The following is a 22,024-nucleotide window of genomic DNA, read 5'->3' on the forward strand; positions in this document are numbered from 1 at the left end:
TTGCTTGCGCTTAATATTTCACGTTAGAATCATGTCGCGTTTAACTTCTGTCAATATAAGTTAACGCATAGGCTAATTAATTAGCTAAGACTTGTCGGAGTGCCAAAAGGCTGAGATCGCGAAAGCGGGATCCGTAGAACCTGATTCAGATTAGTATCTGCGAAGGGAACAAGGTGTAAAGTTTATCACCACCAACTCAAAACTTTACTTCTCGTTTATACACATCCATAAGTACCTATTACCAAGTTGATTAATTCATTAATGCGTTTGGTATATAGTTCATGTATTTACATAGTTCTTTTCGTGCTGTGTAAAACATCGATCTATTTGGGTATTTATCACCTTAAGCTCCGCCTATTTTTTATTGATCACAAATAAATCAGGTGAGAGAAATGACAACAACGAAGTTAAATAAGAACGAAAAATCACAAACCCGACGTGAAAAGCGTGAAGCCGCCGAAGCTTTTCTAAAAAACGTTTCAGATCAGTCCTTTCCAAATTCTAAAAAAGTTTACGTACAGGGTCAAATTCACGACATCAAAGTAGGCATGCGTGAAATCACTTTAACCGATACGTTATTACCAGGTAGCCCTAAAGACGATCCGCAATACGAAAAAAATGCCCCTTTATGTGTATACGATACTTCAGGTTTTTACACGGATGAAAATGTTGAAATTGATGTACACAAAGGCATTCCGCGTCTTCGTGAAACTTGGATTGATGCGCGTGATGATGTTGAAACGTTCACTACAACAAATTCAACCTTTGCACAGCAACGTCTTGACGATGAAAACGTTGATGAAATACGTTTTGAACATCTACCGACTAAGCGCATTGCTAAAAAGGGTAAAAATGTTACTCAAATGCATTACGCTCGCCAAGGCATCATCACACCTGAAATGGAATACATAGCTATTCGTGAAAACTTAAAGCGTGAAGAGGTAAAAGATGAATTATTACTTCAGCAACATAAAGGTCAATCTTTCGGTGCGAGTATTCCAGAGCAAATTACCCCTGAATTTGTTCGTGATGAAGTGGCTCGTGGTCGAGCAATTATTCCTGTAAATATTAATCACCCTGAATGTGAGCCTATGATTATTGGTCGTAACTTTTTAATTAAAGTTAACGCTAATATCGGTAACTCAGCTGTTACTTCTTCAATCGAAGAAGAAGTTGAAAAACTGGTTTGGTCAACTAAATGGGGTGCTGACACAGTAATGGATTTATCAACGGGCAGAAATATTCATGAAACCCGTGAATGGATTTTACGTAATTCGCCAGTGCCAATTGGTACAGTACCTATTTACCAAGCGCTAGAAAAAGTAAATGGCGTGGCTGAAGATCTAACATGGGAAATTTTCCGCGATACCTTAATTGAACAAGCCGAGCAGGGTGTTGATTATTTTACTATTCATGCGGGCGTTTTATTACGTTACGTGCCTATGACAGCCAAGCGAGTAACAGGTATTGTTTCGCGCGGTGGTTCAATTATGGCGAAATGGTGTTTAGCGCACCATAAAGAAAACTTCTTATACACTCACTTTGAAGATATTTGTGAAATTTTAAAACAGTACGATGTTTCATTTTCATTAGGTGATGGCTTACGCCCAGGTTCAGTAGCTGATGCCAATGATGAAGCACAATTTGCCGAACTACATACCTTAGGCGAATTAACTAAAATTGCGTGGAAGCATGACGTGCAAACCATTATTGAAGGCCCGGGTCATGTGCCAATGCATATGATAAAAGCCAATATGGATGAGCAGTTAGAGCATTGTGGTGAAGCACCTTTTTATACTTTAGGTCCTTTAACGACAGATATCGCGCCAGGTTACGATCATATTACTTCAGGTATTGGTGCTGCTAATATTGGTTGGTACGGTTGTGCCATGCTTTGTTATGTAACGCCTAAAGAGCATTTAGGTTTACCTAATAAAGATGATGTGAAAGAAGGCTTAATTACTTACAAAATTGCTGCTCATGCTGGCGATTTAGCTAAAGGACATCCTGGCGCGCAGATCCGTGATAACGCGATGTCGAAAGCACGTTTTGAATTCCGCTGGTACGATCAATTCAACATAGGTTTAGACCCTGAAACGGCTAAGTCTTACCACGATGAAACACTGCCGCAAGAATCAGGTAAAGTCGCGCATTTCTGTTCTATGTGTGGTCCTAAATTCTGTTCAATGAAAATATCTCAAGAAGTGCGAGATTACGCGGCTGACTTGGATAAAAATTCAATCAAAATTCAATTGCTTGATGAAACAATAACCTTAACGTCAGACGACGCGATTGAAAAAGCGATGCAAGAAAAGTCTGCTGAATTCAAAGCAACGGGTAGTGAAATTTATCATCCCGCAAAAGTTTAGTGGTTTGTGACAACTGATCATGAAAAATAACATCGCCATTATTGGTGCTGGTTTGATAGGAAGGCTTATAGCTTTGTCGTTAACTCGACAAGGTTATAAACCAACTTTGATAGACAAAGATGACATCAAAGCACACAACAGTTCGGCTTATGCAGCGGCGGCTTTACTTACGCCCTTAGGCGAAGCCATGCATTGCGAACCTAATATTGTTGAAATGGGAATGGAATCTCTTAAGTTGTGGCCACAGTTGCTGGCGACACTTAAGCAAGATGTTTTCTTTCAGCAAAAAGGCGCGATTATGGTGAGTCATACGCAAGATCAAGGTGACTATCTGCACTTTGCGCGTTATATCAAAGCACATTATCCGCAACATAACCTTGAAGCGTTAAATCGTAATCAATTGGAAGATCTTGAGCCTGATATTGGTCGGGCTTTTAACCAAGGATTATTTTTACCTGAGGAAGGGCAATTAGATAATCGCGAATTACTTACTGCTTTAGCGTCAGAGCTTAAAGCAGGAGATATCTCTTGGTTGAGTAACACTGAAGTTATTGAAATAAATTCTGCTGACGAATATACGGAAATCAGCTACCAAAGCACTAATATAGAAGGGTTGAATAAGCAGTACATAACACAAAAATTTGATCTGGTTATTGATTGTAGAGGCACAGGTGCTAAGCCAGTTAAAGCGTCAAATGTTAGTGCTGATATTAGAGAGCAGATTAGTCGTGGTGAGAATAAGCAAACTGAGTTATCAGATTTACGTGCGGTGCGTGGTGAGGTTTTTCGACTTTATGCACCTGACGTTAATATAACTCGTCCTATCCGCTTAATGCATCCGAGGTATCAGCTTTATATTGCTCCCAAGGGAAATGGACATTTTGCTGTAGGCGCAACTGAAATTGAAAGTGATGATATGTCACCTATGACAGTACGTTCATCAATGGAGTTGTTGAGTGCCGCTTACAGTGTTCATCCGGGGTTTGCTGAAGCGAGCGTTGTTCAACAACTTGCGCAATGTCGACCAGCTTTTAGTGATAATCAACCAAAAATTATTGTTAACAAACGCACCGTGCATGTTAATGGTTTATATCGACATGGATATTTAATTGCACCTGTGGTGTTAGCTCAAGTGAATGAATTGATTAAATTACATAATGAAAATGGTGGTTTAGCTAATAAAGATGAAAGTGATTACGCACATTTTAAGTATTCACATCTATTGTCAATAAGTCACGAACACAATAAGAGTATTAATTGATATGAATGTTTTTATAAACGGGAAAAGCTTCACTTTAGTTATTAATGACACTAAGTCTGAAACAGATGATTTTGTTATTGCACAAGCATTAGAACAATTTCTGAATGAATATCAGCAGCAAACTACTTTTGCTGTGGCGTTAAATAGTGACTTTGTTGGCAGAGGTGATTACGCCCAAACACCAATAAAAGAAGGAGACAGTATTGATGTGTTGTTTCCTATCCAAGGCGGTTAGCCCGTAAAGGAGAGTTTTATGTCGTTAACAATCTACGGACAAGAATTAAAGAGTCGCTTATTGATTGGCAGTGCTTTGTATTCGTCACCTCAAGTGATGAAAGATGCGGTTTTAGCAAGTGGCTCGCAAGTGGTAACACTGTCGTTAAAAAGACAAAATCCTGAAGAAAATTCAGGCGCTCAAATTTGGCAATATATTCAAGATATTGTTAACCAAACTAACGGTTTTTTACTGCCTAATACAGCAGGCTGTAAAAGCGCTAAAGAAGCTATAACGCTGGCGCAAATGAGCCGAGAGATTTTTAATACTGATTGGATAAAGTTAGAAGTGATTGGTGATGAATATAACCTACAGCCAGATCCCATAGAACTACTTAAAGCTACAGAAGAATTGATTGCGCAAGGTTTTAAAGTATTGCCATATTGCACTGACGATTTAGTTTTGTGTCAGCGATTAAGTGATTTAGGTTGCGAAGTCGTTATGCCTTGGGCTTCACCAATAGGCACAGGTAAAGGTTTGATGAATCCTTATAACCTAGAAACCATACGCCTACGTTTACCTAATACCACACTGATTTTAGATGCGGGAATAGGTAAGCCGTCAGATGCATGCATGGCGATGGAAATGGGGTATGACGGAGTTTTGCTTAATAGTGCAGTAGCGTTAGCTGATGATCCTGTAATGATGGCAAAGGCGTTTTCGTTGGCGTTGCAAGCAGGGGAGTTGGGTTATTCAGGTGGGACGATGCCAGAAAGACAAACTGCACATCCCAGCACACCGACACTTTCCACCCCATTTTGGCATCAAAATAACTCATAAATACTGCGTTATTTTGTTCTATAGCGGCGTTAAATATGCTCACCTAGTGAACTAGGCTCCGCGTATTTGCCTTGCAATAAAGCAAACTAACTTTGTCTTTAAGTTATTTGATAAATGGTTTCATTTATTAGTTGATACAGATTAAACATTACTATTTTTGAGAATTAAATAAAATGACAAAACCGAATAAACCGATTATCTGGACTATTTCTGGTAGCGACTGCTCTGGTGGCGCTGGCATTGCCGCAGATATTAAAACAGGGCATGTGCTGGGTGTTGAGGTGTGTCATTTGAGTACAGCGAATACCATACAAAATTCGCAAATATTGCTATCAGTTAATCCTGTTAAGGTAGAAATTTTGGCTCAACAGGCGCAGTTATTACTGAATGACAAAATACCTAGTGTGATAAAAATTGGTTTGTTAGTGAATGAAGAGCAGGTGAATTGGTTAGCTGATTTCTTAGAAACACTAAAACAGCAGTATCCACAAATCAAGGTGGTTTACGATCCTGTTGGTCATGCTTCTGTTGGTGGTAAGTTTTCTAACTTATCAGTAACTCAACTTAAGTCTTTGTTAAAACTGGTGGATGTTATAACGCCAAACAGTAAAGAAGCACAGTGGTTGGTTGCGTCATCATCTATACAGGTAAAAAGCTTAGCGCAAGAGATTATGGCGTTAGGAGTTAAGTCGGTCATCATAAAAGGTGGGCATGTTTTAGGTGAAGATATAGCAAGAATTAAGTGTGCAAATATTGAAGTCCACACAGCTTGTTTTGACTATTGCTTACATACTTTAACTGATGATGACTCAAGTAAAATGAGTGAAGATGAAACCATTGAGTATGGCTTATGTTCACCTAAAATTGATACCCATTACAGTCATGGCGGAGGTTGTAGCTTCGCTAGTGCACTAGCGTCTTTCATTGCACATGGGCATTTAGTTCGAGATGCATTTACTTTAACTAAGGCATTTATTAACCAAGGTTTAAGTGAAAATGTGGGTAAGCATGATCATTACGGTGCTTTTACGCAAACTTATTGGCCAACGGATAAGAAATCTTTTCCAGTAGTTTCATCAAATATTAATCTTAAATATCAAGAGCTATCTGCGTTTCAATCTTTAGGATTAAAGCAGAATACGCTTAATTCAAACAACACAGATAATACAAGCGAGCAAAAGTTAGGTTTATATCCCGTTATCGACTCACTTTATTGGTTAAAGCGTTTATTACCTTTAGGTTTACAGATTATTCAATTGCGGATAAAAAATAAAACCGAGGCTGAACTTGATGCCATTATTGCTGAAGCGGTAGATCTCGCTAAGCCTTATAAAACTCGTTTATTTATTAACGATTATTGGCAGCTGGCGATAAAGCATGGCGCTTATGGCGTGCATATTGGGCAAGAAGATTTGCAAACAACACCTATTGAGCAAATACATAAAGCAGGAATTCGCTTAGGTATTAGTACTCACGGTTGTTACGAGTTTTTATTAGCGCAGCAGTTAAAGCCATCTTATTTGGCGATTGGGGCTATTTATCCCACCAAAACAAAAAATATGACAGGGCAAATTCAAGGTGTCGAAAATCTAGCGGATATCTTAAGTTTAGCCACTGATATTCCCGTTGTTGCCATTGGTGGAATTAATCATGAGAGAGCGCCTGAAGTTTTAGCCACAGGCGTTGATAGTATTGCGGTAGTAACTGCGATCACCGAAGCTGAAAACCCTGAAGAGTCAGTTAAGTTATTTCAAAAACTGTTAGGTAATACCTGACATCTCGTATGAGTAGATTTTTATTCAATTTAACTTCCGAAATGCTATCAACCTCATCATCAGTCAGTTAACTAATATTAGTAATGGGTATGATCTGTTGTTAAATTCTCAGTGAGAAGAAATAATGTCAGAAATTTTTTGACGTTTAACTAGTTTAGACTTGTTGCTTGACAGTACGCTGTTTCTTGAGAGGCAGACTGCTTAATTTGTTGCTTTGTATCAAGTACACTCTCCGCTTCTGGTGACAGTGCTAAAGCTCGCTCAATCAATATGTTTGCTTTGTCTTTACAACCAAGTTTAGCCAACACATAGGCATAATTATTTAGGTACGGGACTTGAGTCTGCACTCCGGCTGGCGCCAACTGGTAGCCTTTCTGGTACCACTGGGCTGCAATTCTGGGGTTAGTTGGCAAATAATGATTGGCAAGTAAAAAATAAGGTAGCCAGTAGTCTTGCCATTCTTGACTGGCACGCTGCATAGCCGTCAAGCCTGCACCAGTTTTTCCTGTGCTTAGTAAATCTTGGGCTGCTTTGGTATAGATAAACTTGTTAAAGTGCTGACTGCTAACATTGCTAGGTACAGCGGCTAAAAACCAATAATTACCACGCTGCCATGTGCGTTCAAATGTGGCTAGATTCAGCTTATGTGCTTTAGTTTCTCCCGTGTGCAAGATAATATTTTCTTCTGCAAGGTCATATCCTATAACCACAGCATAGTGCCACATTGGAAACATCGATATAGAGTTGTTCTGCAGTACAATAACGGGGATATTATCTCTCACCAAGCCTAGTAATTGGGTTAAAGAACCTCGTTCTGCATAGGCAAGTAGTCCATTTTGACGGGCACTAGAAATCATTTCGACTTGTAATGTGCCTTCTAGTTCCGGAATGAAAGTAGCTGGTGCAATATCCTTAGGTGCAGCATTACCACCATAAAAGTTTATTACTTCTGAAAGAGTCGTCGGCCCACAGAAAAATGCTTGCTGAGGATAAAATGGTACATTTTGAATGTTGTGTTGACTAAAACCAAAGTGATTATCTGATAATAACACTTTGGTTTGCATTGGAGTTTGACAGGCAGTGAGTAATAGTAAAATACTAACAAACATACTAGTCTTGATGATTATACTCCTTTTGAAACATTAGGAATTAGATAGGTCTAATAAAAGGATAGACGTCTGTAATTCCCATTACATCAAGTACAGCAACTACTACCAGAACAGTTACAACAGTACCTACTATTCCGCCTGCTGGCATTTCATTCATCTGTGTATTTAAAGATGCTAATTCTTCTTGTGTCATGTTAGCGATACGCATTTTTGCATTAGCTTGATTTACACCTAAAGCTGCTAACTTTTGTTGCACAGCATCTGAATCTACAAAAGCCAAGACATGTTGTTTATTATAGCTATGTTGTTGAGTTGCAAGTACCTGTTCTGAACCATACACTCCGGCCGAAACTTGTCCCAACCCTAATATAAGTAACAGACAACCTAAGGTAGTTTTTATATATTTATTCATAAATTAACAATCCTATTTAATGTGAATCTTATATTTTAAGAGATAAGATCGAATATGCTATGTGATAAAGAAGTGCTTTACCACTCCCACTATACCTTAATTAAGTAATATAGACTCAAGATACTTTTTCTATAACTCAATTGTTATCAAGCATTACTCAAGAAACATAATATTTATGTTTCTAAGGCACTAACTGATAGACAATACCTTTACCAAATTCAGCTACGTAAATTTCGCCATTGGCATCTATGGCAAAGGTTGAAATATTACCTTGGTTAGATAGTAATTTAGTAGGTGATGAGAAAGAAGGGTATTCTACACTCCAAATATTACCTGAAACAAAGTCACCGTAAATGTAATGGTTTTTCAGTTCAGTATTTAGTTCGCCTTGATAAACATAACCACCTGTAATTGATTGACCCTGGTCGCGACCATATTCTAATTTAGGTAAGGTTAAGCCTGTGGTGTCGCAATTCTTTCTAGGCTCGAAACAATGGCTAGCTTCCATGGTATTCCAACCCATGTTTTGACCTTTTTCTACAATCGATATTTCTTCATATTTATGCTGTCCAACATCGGCGGCAATGAGTACACCTTGATAAAATGAGAAACGCCATGGGTTTCTTAAACCGTAAGCCCAAATTTCAGGCTCAAAATTAGCTTGATTAATAAAAGGATTATCTTGTGGAATTGCATATGGAATATCGTCAGTTGTGTTTATATCAATACGCAACATATTACCTAGCAAGGTTTTAGTATTTTGACTGTGTCCTTTAGGATCTCCACCCGAGCCACCATCGCCCATACCAATGTATAAATAACCGTCAAGGCCAAAAGCGATTTGACCGCCATTATGATTTCCGTAGGGCTGTTCTATTTCTAAGATGATCTTTTCGTTCGCTAGGCTGTAGTTATCTCCTGATTTATTAAGAGAAAATCTAGAAACACGTGTTCTACGCTCTCCTTTTTTAGGGAAGTAATTAATAAATAAGAAGTTGTTTTTAGGTTGTTTTTCATTGTAAGAAGGATGAAACGCTAAGCCTAGAAGTCCCATCTCAGAACCACTTTTTACATCAAAGTCATGTACTAAGTTTGTGGTGTTTTTTGATAGGTCCGTGAAGCTGAGTTGTCCTTCTTTACCTGCAACTAATAACTGCTCACTAGAATCTGGGAAAAACTTTATATCTGTGGGTTGTTGTAAGTCAGTAATACGTTCTTTTAGTTGAGTAGCTTGGCTGGTAAAAGATATTAAAAGGACAACAAAAATACTAAATTTCATGTTAGCTCAATAATTAGGAAACAATAATATCAATATTACTTGGAGTATAAGGTTTTTCAAGTATAAGCCTGTAACTAAGTATATCTATTCTTTATTTTAAATTGAGCAATGTAAGAAAAATTAGCGCAGTACAAACACTGAAAATAAGGTAGCTATTAAATAGCTACCTATTTATATTTAACCTTGAACTCTGGTTATTTAACGAAATGTAGAACTTAACCCTTCTAGCTCATCAGCGTTTTTAGTCATTTGAGTACTATTTTCATCAACATGCTCTGCACTTGCGGTGTTTTGTTTTGAAATACTTTCAATGGTATAAATATTTTTATTAATTTCATCAGCAACAACGCTTTGTTCTTCAGCTGCGGTAGCGATTTGTGCAGTAATATTGCTTACGTTATCTATCATAGATTTTATGTTGTTCATGCGTGATTTAGTATCATTAGTACTAACTACACATTGATTAGCATTGTCTCGACTGAGCAACATAATATCGCTCCATGACGTTAAGGTGTTTTGTAAAGTGATTACAGACTTACTAATGTGTTCGGTAGCTGATTGTGTTCGACTGGCTAAAGTTCTTACTTCATCCGCTACAACAGCAAAGCCTCGACCTTGTTCACCAGCTCGCGCAGCTTCAATTGCTGCGTTAAGCGCAAGTAAATTAGTTTGGTCTGCTATACCTGTAATTTCGGCCATTATATGGGCTATATTATCAACATCTTGAACTAAACCTTGTGCACTTTCTGCCGCATTTCCAATTTCTTGTGAAAGCTTATTAATTTTTACTTCGTTGTCATCCATGGTGTTAATTGACTGATCACATTCTTCGACAATATCGACTACCTTGTCATGAGCATCGTTGGTGTTTTTGCTCACCTCACTGATAGTAGCGCTCATTTCGGTGATCGCAGTTGCTAGTTGATCTAGCTGGTTATTTTCTTCAAGTAATCCCGCTAATGTTTGTTCAGAACTTTGCGATAAATCAGAAGCTAAATGAGATAAAAATGTACCTGAGTCTCGACTCCTACCTAATATAGTTCGAACTTTAGCTTGTTGTAATAACGAAGGATATTCTAATAGAGCCGCCATTCCTTTTCCTGCGAACAGCAAGCGAGATGGGCTATCGTATTTGTTTTTAATTTGTTTGATATAACCAGGTAAGATGATTAATTCTTCGGTAAAAACAAGAATAAATAAAACAAAAGTAGCAAACTGAATAAGTGCTGCCAACAGGCCCAAATTTAGCGCAATAAATGCAGTGCTCGCTAATACAATAATCGCCGCGAGTATGCGCTTTAATGAAATGTTAAGTGAGAATTCTGCTATAGATTTTCCTGAATTTAGATCTTGATAGAGTTTTGTTGCGACGTTTTTTTGTTCTTGAGTTGGACAAGTTCGCACTGACTGATAGCCAATAATAGTATTATTTTCATAAACGGGCGTTACGTAAGCATCTACCCAATAATAGTCGTTATTATTTTTACAGCGATTTTTAACCATACCTCGCCATGAGTCACCACGTTTTAACTTAGCCCATAAATCAGCAAACGCTTGTTTTGGCATATCAGAATGACGAACAATATTATGGTGTTGCCCAACCAGTTCTTCTCTTGAATAACCAGCTATTCGGCAAAAGTCGTCATTAACATAAGTAATATCACCCTTTAAGTCTGTGATTGATATTAATTGTTCTGTTGGTAAGAAAGTTATTTCATTCCCTGAAGTGCTCATATTATTTACCTGATAATAGTGTTTATGATAATTACGTAACTAATTGTAGGCCAAAAATAAAATAATATACAATCTATGAATTATTTATTTGGATTATTTATCAATCGCTTATGTTTTTATTAATTGATTGGTATTTAGAGTAAAAGAGAGTTTACATAAAAGTATGAAGAGTATTGCAATAAAAAAGCCACTAGCAAATAGTGGCTTTGAGCATGATGTATTTAGAAATACTTATCTTCAGTTAGTTGCTTACTTTAAGGAAGCAATAAACTGCGTTAATGCTTCAATGTCAGCATCTTCTAACTTCATAGCAATGTTACGCATCATGCTAGCTTTGTCGTTTGCACGTGCACCTGAGCGGAATTTCTCAAGTTGAGATTGAATATAAGCTGCATTTTGCTCACCAATTGAAGGAAAACCAGCTTGTTCCATACCTTTACCTGTAACACCATGACAAGCAACACAAGCGGTAATACCTCGTGAAGAATCGCCACCTAGGTATAACTTTCTGCCCGTTTCATTGGTTGTATCTGAACCTGGAGACTGTTTTTGTGAAGAAAAATACGCAGCTAAGTCAGCCATATCTTGTTCTGATAAAGCCATAGCCATGCCACCCATGATTGGATCTGCACGTCCTTCTTTACCACCTGAAGACATACCTAATTTAAAGTCAGCAAGTTGTTTTGCTAGATAAGTAGCACTCTGACCAGCAATTTTTGGGTATATAGCAACTGCACTATTACCATCTACACCATGACATGCTGCACAAACAGCTGATTTGTTTTTGCCAGCTTCAGCGTCGCCTTCAACAGCTGATGCTGTATTGAATGCGCCTAATCCTAATAAAAGTGTGAAAAGTATTTTTTTCATAAATGACTCTCAGGTTAACGCTAGTACTTAGCGTATCATGGGTTAAATAAGGGAATATGAGCGCATTTTACACTAATTTGATGATTGTTAAATATATTCCCATGTATATTCAATAAAATTAGTAAAAATAGCGAGCTGAAAAGCTAAGTTGGCGCTCGGTTAAATTAATTGGGTCGTTGGTATAAACTCGCGCCGGACGATAACTATCAAGCCAAGTGAATTCGGCCGACAAAAACCAAGGTTTTGATAGTCGGTAAGTATAATTTAAGGTAAAGGCTTTACCTCGCTCCGTATTATCATCACCTACTGTTGTGTCGTTATCTTTTACATCAAAACGTTCAATTCTAGACGTTATTCTGTGGGCTTTTATACGTTTGGAAAGGGCAATATAACCATTAGTATAATCGTTATTTACTACGTCCATTTGTTGCGGATTTTGCATTAACGTATCGCCTTTCAACAGCTGACTAGTTAGTAAAATACCTTTAGGAAGCAACCAGCTTAACTCAACATGCGTAAAACGTGTTTTCCATGCATATTGACCATCTTCTACAATGTAAGGGGTGCCATTGTTGTTGTAGTAGCCTGCTGAAATAGTACCTTTTTTATGAAATTTAACTTCACCTCGAATATGGCCACCAATTTTATGATCTACATCTAGAAAAGGGTCTGAACTTGAGGCTTGCTCAAACAATGCGTAACCTTTTTCTCGTGCTGTAAAGTTAGGCAGTTGGATTTTCTCATAATATATGGTTTGTCTATTACTGATTGTCCAACCATGCCACGACAACATACTGCCAGAGGGATCGTTATTAATGAAAGCACTGAGACTAAGTGATAGATCGAACGCATTATTATTAATGCGACCTAGGCGGGTTAGCGTAACTTCGTTACCAAGCACTCGGATTTCTTCACCGATCCAAGTATTTAAACTGGACGAATTTAATGTGTTTTTACTCGCCCAAGCGTAGGCATTATTTTCGAGGGATATCTTAGGATAAAACACGCCAAGTTTGGTTTGCCAACGGTAGCCAGAAGCATTAGGTAAACCTGAATATTTAAGGTAGCTTTCTGTAAGTCCTAGTTTGAAGTCGCCATTGTTATTATAAGCATTAGCAACAAGGTGAGCGCTTATCCCATTGTCCCACGCAAAAGTCAGTTGTCCACCAGCATTTGAAATAGTTAATTCATTACCATCATCAGAGCCAAACTTACCGTAACTACCATTTGTATAGCTTGTTAAGGAATCTGTAGCTGTGGCTCTTAAGTCTAGTAGGCCATGAAAGTTTACTTCTACCTCAAAAGCATAGCTCTGTTGATAAAGTGCAATACTTAGAGAGAATAAGAAGGCGGCAATTTGTTTATGCACGAGTTAACCTTTTTCAGTCTTAGATGATAGTTGCTCTTTCACCCAAGTAGTAAAGTCTTTCGTCGGTTTAGGTCGGCTAATATAGTAGCCTTGTCCAAGTTCGCAATCATGCTCTGCTAACCAACGTAAAGAGAAGTCGTCTTCAATGCCTTCTGAGACTACAGATAAACCCATGTTATGAGCTAATTCAATGGTTGATCTTACTATAATTCTATCGTCTTCATCTTCATGTAAATGTTGTACAAATGACTTGTCTATTTTCAGTTCATGTACCGGCAATTGTTTTAACTGAGCTAACGATGAGTAACCTGTGCCGTAATCATCTATTGATATTTTAATGCCAGCATCTTTAAAGCGTTGTAATAACTTAATCGCTTCTTCTGGGTTATCAACAACTGCACTTTCAGTAACTTCTAACGTTACTTTATTTTCTGGAACGTTATTTGTGGTAATCGCATTACGAATAAAGTCATAAAAATCAGCTTCCTTTAAATCTTCAGCAGAAATGTTTATGGCTATATTAAGGTCAATTCCGTCTGCTCGCCAAATGGATGATTGTTTAAGTGCAGTAGAAACTACCCATTGTGTCAGCTTGTTTATTTGACCCGTTTGTTCAGCAATATGAATGAAATTGTCAGGAGGAACCATACCTAAAGTTGGATGGTACCAGCGTACTAGTGCTTCAGCATGAGTCACAATATTGGTTTTTAAATCTAATTTAGGTTGGTAATGAAGTTCTAATTGGTTATCTGAAATAGCGCTTTTTAAATCGTTGATCAGATTCAAACGCTCAACGCTATTGACGTCTAATGACTTGTCGTAGCATAAGTAATTTGCATTACTTTTACGTGCGCTTTGTAAAGCGGTATCTGCCATTTGTAATAGTGTTTTATCAACATTACTGTGCTCAGGAAACGATGAAATACCAATGCGTACTTGCAGTTGAAGATTAATGCCGCCGTAATCACAATGGTTTTCTAAAGAGTTATTAATTTTGTTTACGAGTTCGGGAATTGAATGTTGATCTTGTTTTTTGATGATTAAAATGAATTCGTCACCGCCAAGATGACAAAGTAAATCAAATGTTGATATTTTCGATAGCCTTTCAGCAGTTCGTTGAATAAGCCAGTCACCTACGTCATGACCTAATGTTTCGTTGACGTCTTTTAAACGACTTAAATTAAGATGAAATAACTGAAAACAACTTTTATCAATAATTAACTGATTGAGGTATTTCATTAGAATATTACGGTTAGGAAGTTCTGTTAACGGGTCGTGATTGGCTCTGTGAGTGATTTCTTTTTCTCGAGCCAAAACGGCTTGTTGCATAACATTAAACTCGTTTGCAAGTTGCCCTAGTTCACCGTTGTCTGTTAAATCAATTTTTTGTTGGTAATCACCTTGGGCGATCATTCTAGCTTGTTTTACCAAACGCTTTATCGGCTTAGTGATAGAAGAGGCAATCAGATATGCACTCGCCAATGAAAGTAATAAAGTAATGAAAGCAAGTATTAAAAATTGCCACCATTGTTTTTGTAACACCTCTACAATATCAGCTCTTAATGCATACATAGCCAAGCCAAAAGGCTGATTATCAAATTCTGTAATTAACTCACCAATACCTATGTATTGTTCAGGTGTTTTTCCTTCAACAATGGTTTTAGCGAAGTTAACATCGGCAGTAGGGTTTGATGAGGCAACTAAAAGCCACTCATCATCCTGCTTAAGAATGAAATCTACTTGTAGGTGAGTTATTTCTAAAAAATGATTAGCCAGTTCTTGGTTTATTTCAAAGCCAAACGCTAACCAGCCAATAGTTGATGAACCAACAGTTAAAGGCGATAAACTGAGTTGATATAAAATACCGTCAAGAAAATAGAGGTGTGCTTTTTCTTGGCTTTCTAACCACTCTGTATATTTAAATATTTTACCTAGCTCAGAGCCTTTTTGTACTTTGTTTTTATTGTTGTTAACTTGAATAACTTGTAATTGTGCACTGATAATACTGTCTGCAGAAATAGCCATAGCTAAATCTGCGTCTATGCGCTTACGGTGGTTATTTAAAGCAAATAACAAGCTACGAGTGTCACCTTCAAAAACATCTTTTATGCCGTAGTCTTTTGCAGCTGTTTCGGAAAAGGCTGCCAAGTAATCACGTCGACTATTAAATTGTTCAGTAAATATAGTTTTAGCAGTATTAAGCCTGTTGCTAATTTCTTGTTGTTCTTGGGCATCATTACCTTTTACTAGAGTCCATAATGCAATGGACTGAACCAGTAATAATAACAAAACAAAAAATAGAAATATTTTAGTTTTTAGGCTTCTCATACTAAAGCTTTACCTTTACTTGTTAATTAGTAATCAGACAAAAAATCGAAGTCGTCTTCGTTTTGTTGCGTTGGAATGTCAAACATAGGTTTAGACAATTGCATAGACACTTCCATTGTACTATTTACAGTAATTGTTTTAGCTATTCGATTGTTAGGTTCATCCATTTGAGGGTGCCAAACAATCACTTTATATTGACCTGGTTTATCAATAATTATTTCTGAATCACCATTTTTGTCTGACTTAGTGAAGAAGGGGGTATCAACAATCAACAAATAACCACTCATCCAATCATGAATGTTACAACCCATTGAAACTTCGCCCACGGTGTTAAAATCAGTTTTCATGACTTGTTCGCCAGAACGTATTTTTACTGAAAACTTATTATCACCCACAGGAGAATAAATATGATGAGTAATATTGTCTTGGTTATTGAATCTGACATCGCTGCCTAATTGCATAACGCTGATGTATGGAGTAAATGATTTATATTTCTGACCGACTTCTAATGTTGATGAATTTTTTTTTGTGATTTTATGGTCAACGGCTTCCAGATAAACCACCATGTTTTCTAATGGTTTTTGGTTAACATCAACAATATTAATTTTAAGGGAGTTATTAGCATTTGCAGACAGAGCCGTTACAAAAAGAGAAACACCAATAATCAAAAATCTTACTTGAGCAAATAGTTTATTAAACAACAGTAAATTTCCCATGATTAAAATAATAAGTATAGGTAAGAAATTGATAGTATCAATAAGTATAAAAATAACAACTAAGATCAGCTATTTAGCGTCTAAAAAAATGCGGAAGTAAATATCTTGTAAATATAAAGCAAAAAAAAACAGCATATTAAATGCTGTTTTTTATTAAACGCTTAAAAGGTTATTTTAATGTTGCAACAAATTGCGCTAATTCATCAATATCATTGTCTGATAGTTTCATTGCAATATTACGCATCATGCTTGCTTTATCGTTAGCACGAGCACCAGACTTAAATTGTTTAAGTTGGCTTGTAATGTATTCAGCACTTTGGTTTGCTAAAGATGGAAAGCCAGCTTTAGCCATGCCCTTACCAGTAGCACCATGACAAGCTACACAAGCTGTAATTGCTTGATTCACATGATTAACCTTACCACCGTAATAAATCTTGCTACCAACTTCTGAACCTTTGCCGTTGCCAGCAAGTGGTTTTTGCGCAGCAAAGTAAGCTGCTAATTCAGTCATGTCTTGCTCAGAAAGTGCTGCAGCCATTCCTGCCATTACAGCATTTGCACGAACACCACTCTTAAACTCAGTTAATTGCTTAACTAGGTATTGGGCACTTTGACCCGCTAATCTTGGATAGTCAGCAATTGGTTTATTACCGCCTTGGCCATGACATGCTACACATGTGGCTGCTTTCTTTTCACCAGCTAGCACTTCGGCAGTTATAGCAACTGCAATAACTTTTTTCGGTTTAACATTAGCTAATGCTTGAGTGTCAGCTAAGTAAGCACCAATATCTAAAATCTCTTCATCAGTCATTTGACCTGCAAATTTGTTCATCGCGTAATTAGCACGATTTTCCATTGCTTTGAAATTATGTAATTGTTTCTGAATATATTCAGGGTGTTGCTTAGCAAGGTTAGGGTAGATAAGAACATCACTGTTACCATCTTTACCATGACAACCTATACAAGCACCAATACCTCGAGAGGCATCACCTAATTCATATAAACTTTTACCAGCAACTGGATCAGGCTCATATTTAGCAGCAGGAGCAGAACTCGCTGTTGCATCGCCACCAGCAGCACTTTCAACAGGGGTGCGAGGCAAGCTATTGTAATAAGCACCAATATCCATCATATCTTGTTCAGATAGGCCTGCAGCCATAGGACTCATTAAAGCATTGCTACGGTCAGTACCGTTTTTAAAAGCTTTAAGTTGTTTTACAATATAATCTGCATGTTGACCTGCAAGGTTTGGATAAGTGTCACTTGCACTAATACCGTTAGCACCATGACAACCAGCACACACAGCTACTTTACCTTTACCGGCTTCAATATCACCAGCGGCAACAGCAACATTCATTCCTGTAAATAGAACTAATATAGAAAAAATAAAACGTTTCATTAGAAAAGATCTCTTCTCGTCTTTAACTAAGCGAATTCGCCTAATCAAAAAAAGTGTATATAAAAACTGGCAGTATTTTACACAAAATATCGCGGCGTGTAATAAGCATAGTAAAAATAAGGTGATTTTTTATGAGTTTTTTTATTTTTAAAAGGAAAAAAAAGATATAATGAGGTAATTATTATTGTTATTGGAAACTATTTTGTCATCATCAAGCATAAATTTACATAGAGCGACGTTTACACTCAGTGCGCCAGACATTCGTCGGTTGCCTGATGATAGTGGAATAGAAGTCGCATTTGCTGGCCGTTCTAACGCAGGTAAATCAAGCGCATTAAATACTTTAACGAATCAAAGAAGTTTAGCTCGAACCAGTAAAACACCTGGTCGAACACAGTTGATTAATGTATTCGAAATTGCAGAAAATAAACGATTAATCGATTTACCTGGTTATGGTTTCGCAAAAGTGCCATTAGAAATGAAAATTAAATGGCAAAAAGCCCTTGGTGAATATTTAGAAAAACGCCAATGCTTAAAAGGTTTAGTTATTTTAATGGATATTCGTCATCCATTAAAAGACTTAGATAAAGACTTAATTCAATGGGCAGTGGACAGTGAACTACCTATTTTAGCTTTGTTAACCAAATGCGATAAATTATCACAAGGTCAACGCAGTACTGAAGTACTTAAAGTGAAAAAAGCATTAAAAGATTTAAATGCTGATATTACTGTTCAAGCTTTCTCATCGTTAAAGCGTACAGGTTCAGAGCAAGCTACTGCCGTTATTCAAGCTTGGTTTGAAGATGAAAATATGGAACAACTTGCAGAAGACGAAATGATTGAAGAATAAAATCACTGATCAGAGTTAACTATTTAAATACGTTAACAATCACGATTCAGTTAAAGCCTTGTAACCTTGTTACAGGGCTTTTTTTGATTTAATTTTTAGCCTTGAAAATAGAAAAGTTCAAAAGAAAAAAGCAGCGAGGTAAATTTTGGGTAAAAAAAAAGCCAATATTTTAATATTGGCTCAAAGTAATAAGTTTTTTGGGGAAAACTTAAAATTCAATAAACTGTCCGTTAGGAGCAAGTGAAGTATAGAGTAAGTACTCTATTAAAGTAAAGCAATTACTCTAAAATAAATGAAAATAATTCAAGTGTAGTGATTTTGAGAGGTGTGGATCGTCACAAATAATGAGAAATGCGTCACACGATGAGAAAATTTAACATTTATGTTACATCTGAGAAAAATTTTGTAACTCGTCAACGATCCAATAAGGTCAGCAAAGATACAAAACCGGATCTTAGCCTAAGCTTATCAAGTGACATTTGAACCGATGAAAATCAGCCCTGCGTTAGATAATAAAATTGTTCTAAATTTCATCAGGAATATATAAGGTCAAAAATTATATTTGACTAGAAAATACCAAAGCGGGCATTAGATTAATATGATTTTAGGTATTAAATTTGTATGATTAAATGGCGGTATGAAGCACAAAGCGCCATAGGCTTTTAACCTACCATTTGTGGGCTTAGAGTTCCGGACGAATGTTGACTAATAACATGGGTATATATTTGAGTAGTCTTCAGATCATTATGACCAAGTAGCTCTTGTACCGTTCTAATATCAGCTCCATTTATTAATAATTGAGTCGCGAAAGTATGACGAAAGGTATGTGCGGTGACATGTTTTCGAATGCCTTTTTTTAGAACATCAGCTCTCAGTGCTTTTGACAATGAAGTCCAATGTAAATGGTGGCGACAAAAATAACCACCTGTTGGATGCTTACATCTAACTGTAGACGGGAATAGGTATTGCCATTTAAATTCAGTAATTGCTTTTGGATATTTACGTGCTAATTCAGACGGTAAACTCGCTTTCCCTTCTCCTTCTGCTAAGTCTTTACGATGTAGGTTTTCTACTTTCTCTATTTGCTCTTTAAGCGACTCTATAAGGATTTTAGGCAATAAGGTCATTCTGTCCTTAGCCCCTTTACCACGAAAGACATAAATTGAATTCCCGTCAAAATCGATATCTTTGATACGTAACGCTAACAGCTCAGCTTTTCTTAATCCAGAGCCATAGAGCAAACTGAACATTAGGTGATAAGGAGACTTTAATTTATTAATAATTGCAGTCGCTTCCTTATTTGATAATACCATTGGCACTCTGGTAGGGGCTTTTGCTCTAACGGTATCTGATAGTAAGGTGAGTTCTCTTTCAAAGACATGCTTGTACATAAAAACAATTGAACATAATGCCAAGTTTTGAGTTGAGGACGTTACCTGCCTATTAACTGCTAAATGAGTGAGATAATTACTGACTTCTTGCTGTCCCATATCCTTGGGATGTCGTTTTTGGTTGAAGAGAATAAATCGTTTAATCCATAGCAGATACGCTTTTTCAGTTTGAATACTGTAATGCTTTGTTCGGAGGATATGACGGATACTTTCAAGAAAAGGCGATGTAGACATTTTTAAAACCCCTATTACTGTATTTATGTACAGCGTGGTTTTAAGGTAAATAAATATCAAATATTATATCAACGGGATATTACTGAGAAGTCTCAGTAAGTGCTAATAAACAGGGTTAACTCATTAAAAAAACAAACTAACCTTATGAAAAATATTGGTTTAATTACTTACGTGATGATTGGATATTACTGAGAAGTCTTAGTAATATCCAACTAGAACTATTTTATAAAATTTTAGTCTTTCTAATTCATTGAAATTATGGAATATTAAGCAATAATAAATTAATTTTATGGGATGGACATTACTGAGAAGTCTCCATAATAAGCTGTTAGGCATTTTTCAGATTTGGAAGTTATATGAAAGTTTTTTTTGATACGCTTATTCTTTTATTCAAATCAGGTAAAAAGATGCCTTGGCTTTTTATGTTTATGTATGGGGTTAACGCAGCTACTTTCATCCCATTACTATTGTTTTCTTTTTGGCCATGGCCAAGCGCAACTTATGAAATTAATGGTGAAAGCTTAAGTTACAGTGAATTTTGGCTTTCAGGGGCTGGTCCATTATTTTTAGTTTTTATTGGCTCCATTTCATATTTATGCCTTGCAACAGCTAAAGGTTTATATTGGTCACGCTGGGGAAATTTATGTTATTGGTCGGCAATTTTTGTTTTATTTGGGTACGGTAGTTTAGCTGGTTTATCAATTAGTTTTATTTTTATCGCGGCTTTATGGTATTACTTTTTCAAAAGCTCTAAAGTAAATTCTTATTACCATTCATTCGGTGTAAGCAATGCCTAACAAGCTGTTAAACAAGGACAAAAAACAGTTGGCTGTTTTCGTTCCTCAACATTTTAGCCAACAATTTTTTGCCTGTTAACAGGGCGTTATACGTACATGGAGGTTAAATTCACTTATGAAATACTTAATATTTATTCTGGTTTTCTTTTTATATTCTTGCGCTGATACTAATTCAAGGAATAATAACACTCAAGATCGTCCAGGGCATATTGACGACCTTGTTATCGGTTTACTAAAAAGTAATGATACAGCATCGAAGTGTGAACAAGGGCATGTTCAAGATCGAATCGATTGCCGTAAAAGAAAAAAAGCACAGGTTGATGCGATTAAGAATTCAATAAAAAAACACACTGAACAATAGTACGTATAACAAGTGACTTGTTATATGCCGATTTAACTCTGATTTATTTTTGATGTTAAAACATGATCTTGCCAAGAACCAGCTATTTTTAAATAAGATTTTGCCAACCCTTCTTTTTGAAATCCTAGTTTATCTAATAACTTGCCAGAACGAATATTTGATGGAATATAATTAGCCATTACTCTATGTAAATTATATTCAGTAAATACGTACTGTATTGATGCTTGGAGCATTTCAAACATTAAACCTGCCCCTTGCTTTTTCTCAGAGATTGAATAGCCAAGATTACAAGCTTGAAACGCACCATGAACTATATTTGAAAATGTACATAAACAAATAATTTCAGATTTACTTTTATCAAAGGCAACAAGAGAAATTGAAGAGCCTAAATGAAAATTTTCAAAGTTTAACTCTACACGTTTTTTTGTTTCTTCCAAACCAAAGTACTCTGCGTTTTTTTTTGGCTCCCATGGTGATAAATGGCTACGATTATCACTTTCATATTTGACGAGTAATTCAAAATCGTCAGGGGTTAAAACGGAAATAATCAAGTTTTCAGTTTCTAACTCAGGAATCAATTTCAACGCCAATATCTCCTAGGCATATAACGAGGCTGTAGAATTTATAAAAAATAATAAGAACACCTCTAAATCAGGGTATCAAATGCATTACCCACTTCGTGTTTGTATCTTATTTTGCATTACAGGAGCTTAATT

The 22,024-nt window shown here is 36.6% G+C and carries 19 protein-coding genes and 1 riboswitch; of the genes, 8 read left to right on the forward strand and 11 right to left on the reverse strand.

Going from position 1 to position 22,024, the window contains the following annotated elements:
* Window positions 1-85: 85 nt before the first annotated feature.
* Window positions 86-185, forward strand: a riboswitch (TPP riboswitch).
* A 207-nt stretch (window positions 186-392) separates the two neighbouring features.
* From thiC to thiE, 5 genes are all read left to right on the forward strand, one after another.
* Window positions 393-2,369, forward strand: coding sequence for a phosphomethylpyrimidine synthase ThiC (gene thiC / locus Q5N69_RS10460; protein ID WP_304368861.1), 1,977 nt, complete (start codon window positions 393-395; stop codon window positions 2,367-2,369).
* Between the two features lie 19 nt (window positions 2,370-2,388).
* Entirely contained in the window at window positions 2,389-3,630 is a 1,242-nt protein-coding gene (locus tag Q5N69_RS10465; RefSeq protein WP_304368862.1) for an FAD-dependent oxidoreductase, read from the forward strand.
* 1 nt (window position 3,631) lies between these two features.
* A complete protein-coding gene (gene thiS / locus Q5N69_RS10470) occupies window positions 3,632-3,865 on the forward strand; it encodes a sulfur carrier protein ThiS (protein ID WP_304368863.1) in 234 nt (77 codons plus the stop codon).
* An 18-nt stretch (window positions 3,866-3,883) separates the two neighbouring features.
* Window positions 3,884-4,684 carry a thiazole synthase gene (locus Q5N69_RS10475; protein WP_304368864.1) on the forward strand — a complete coding sequence of 267 codons (801 nt, stop codon included), beginning with the start codon at window positions 3,884-3,886 and terminating at the stop codon, window positions 4,682-4,684.
* Between the two features lie 173 nt (window positions 4,685-4,857).
* Complete coding sequence (gene thiE / locus Q5N69_RS10480; protein WP_304368865.1) at window positions 4,858-6,459, forward strand: thiamine phosphate synthase; 1,602 nt, start codon at window positions 4,858-4,860, stop codon at window positions 6,457-6,459.
* 149 nt (window positions 6,460-6,608) lie between these two features.
* Here thiE and Q5N69_RS10485 read toward each other — a convergent pair whose 3' ends face one another.
* The 9 genes from Q5N69_RS10485 to Q5N69_RS10525 all read right to left on the reverse strand — a co-directional run bounded on the left by Q5N69_RS10485 (window position 6,609) and on the right by Q5N69_RS10525 (window position 17,675).
* Window positions 6,609-7,568, reverse strand: coding sequence for a PA2778 family cysteine peptidase (locus tag Q5N69_RS10485; RefSeq protein WP_304368866.1), 960 nt, complete (start codon window positions 7,566-7,568; stop codon window positions 6,609-6,611).
* Window positions 7,569-7,608: 40 nt separating this feature from the next.
* Window positions 7,609-7,980 (reverse strand): PA2779 family protein, encoded by a 372-nt coding sequence (locus tag Q5N69_RS10490; protein WP_304368867.1) that lies wholly within the window; start codon window positions 7,978-7,980, stop codon window positions 7,609-7,611.
* A gap of 181 nt (window positions 7,981-8,161) precedes the next feature.
* Window positions 8,162-9,259: a sorbosone dehydrogenase family protein gene (locus Q5N69_RS10495; protein WP_304368868.1), complete on the reverse strand. Its 1,098-nt coding sequence runs from the start codon at window positions 9,257-9,259 to the stop codon at window positions 8,162-8,164.
* 198 nt (window positions 9,260-9,457) lie between these two features.
* Window positions 9,458-10,993 carry a PAS domain-containing methyl-accepting chemotaxis protein gene (locus tag Q5N69_RS10500; protein WP_304368869.1) on the reverse strand — a complete coding sequence of 512 codons (1,536 nt, stop codon included), beginning with the start codon at window positions 10,991-10,993 and terminating at the stop codon, window positions 9,458-9,460.
* 249 nt (window positions 10,994-11,242) lie between these two features.
* Window positions 11,243-11,863: a cytochrome c gene (locus tag Q5N69_RS10505; RefSeq protein WP_304368870.1), complete on the reverse strand. Its 621-nt coding sequence runs from the start codon at window positions 11,861-11,863 to the stop codon at window positions 11,243-11,245.
* 118 nt (window positions 11,864-11,981) lie between these two features.
* Complete coding sequence (locus tag Q5N69_RS10510) at window positions 11,982-13,232, reverse strand: hypothetical protein (RefSeq protein WP_304368871.1); 1,251 nt, start codon at window positions 13,230-13,232, stop codon at window positions 11,982-11,984.
* 3 nt (window positions 13,233-13,235) lie between these two features.
* Window positions 13,236-15,560 (reverse strand): GGDEF domain-containing phosphodiesterase, encoded by a 2,325-nt coding sequence (locus Q5N69_RS10515; protein WP_304368872.1) that lies wholly within the window; start codon window positions 15,558-15,560, stop codon window positions 13,236-13,238.
* A gap of 26 nt (window positions 15,561-15,586) precedes the next feature.
* The gene (locus Q5N69_RS10520; protein ID WP_304368873.1) at window positions 15,587-16,261 is read right to left on the reverse strand and encodes a hypothetical protein; all 675 of its coding nucleotides are present in this window, start codon (window positions 16,259-16,261) and stop codon (window positions 15,587-15,589) included.
* Between the two features lie 184 nt (window positions 16,262-16,445).
* Window positions 16,446-17,675, reverse strand: coding sequence for a cytochrome c (locus Q5N69_RS10525; RefSeq protein ID WP_304368874.1), 1,230 nt, complete (start codon window positions 17,673-17,675; stop codon window positions 16,446-16,448).
* Window positions 17,676-17,877: 202 nt separating this feature from the next.
* Between Q5N69_RS10525 and yihA the strand changes: the two genes are divergently transcribed.
* A complete protein-coding gene (gene yihA / locus Q5N69_RS10530; protein WP_304368875.1) occupies window positions 17,878-18,525 on the forward strand; it encodes a ribosome biogenesis GTP-binding protein YihA/YsxC in 648 nt (215 codons plus the stop codon).
* Window positions 18,526-19,187: 662 nt separating this feature from the next.
* Here the strand turns inward: yihA and Q5N69_RS10535 are convergent.
* Complete coding sequence (locus tag Q5N69_RS10535; RefSeq protein ID WP_304368876.1) at window positions 19,188-20,150, reverse strand: integron integrase; 963 nt, start codon at window positions 20,148-20,150, stop codon at window positions 19,188-19,190.
* 356 nt (window positions 20,151-20,506) lie between these two features.
* Here Q5N69_RS10535 and Q5N69_RS10540 point away from each other — a divergent pair, with 356 nt between their 5' ends.
* Together Q5N69_RS10540 and Q5N69_RS10545 are read left to right on the forward strand one after the other, a co-directional pair.
* Window positions 20,507-20,947, forward strand: coding sequence for a hypothetical protein (locus Q5N69_RS10540; protein ID WP_304368877.1), 441 nt, complete (start codon window positions 20,507-20,509; stop codon window positions 20,945-20,947).
* 115 nt (window positions 20,948-21,062) lie between these two features.
* A complete protein-coding gene (locus Q5N69_RS10545) occupies window positions 21,063-21,308 on the forward strand; it encodes a hypothetical protein (RefSeq protein WP_304368878.1) in 246 nt (81 codons plus the stop codon).
* A gap of 32 nt (window positions 21,309-21,340) precedes the next feature.
* On the opposite strand, the gene Q5N69_RS10550 is transcribed toward Q5N69_RS10545, so the two are convergent.
* Entirely contained in the window at window positions 21,341-21,898 is a 558-nt protein-coding gene (locus Q5N69_RS10550) for a GNAT family N-acetyltransferase (RefSeq protein WP_304368879.1), read from the reverse strand.
* Window positions 21,899-22,024: the final 126 nt, after the last annotated feature.

Source organism: Pseudocolwellia sp. AS88 (assembly GCF_030551755.1).
In the GTDB taxonomy this organism is placed as follows: Bacteria; Pseudomonadota; Gammaproteobacteria; order Enterobacterales; family Alteromonadaceae; genus Pseudocolwellia.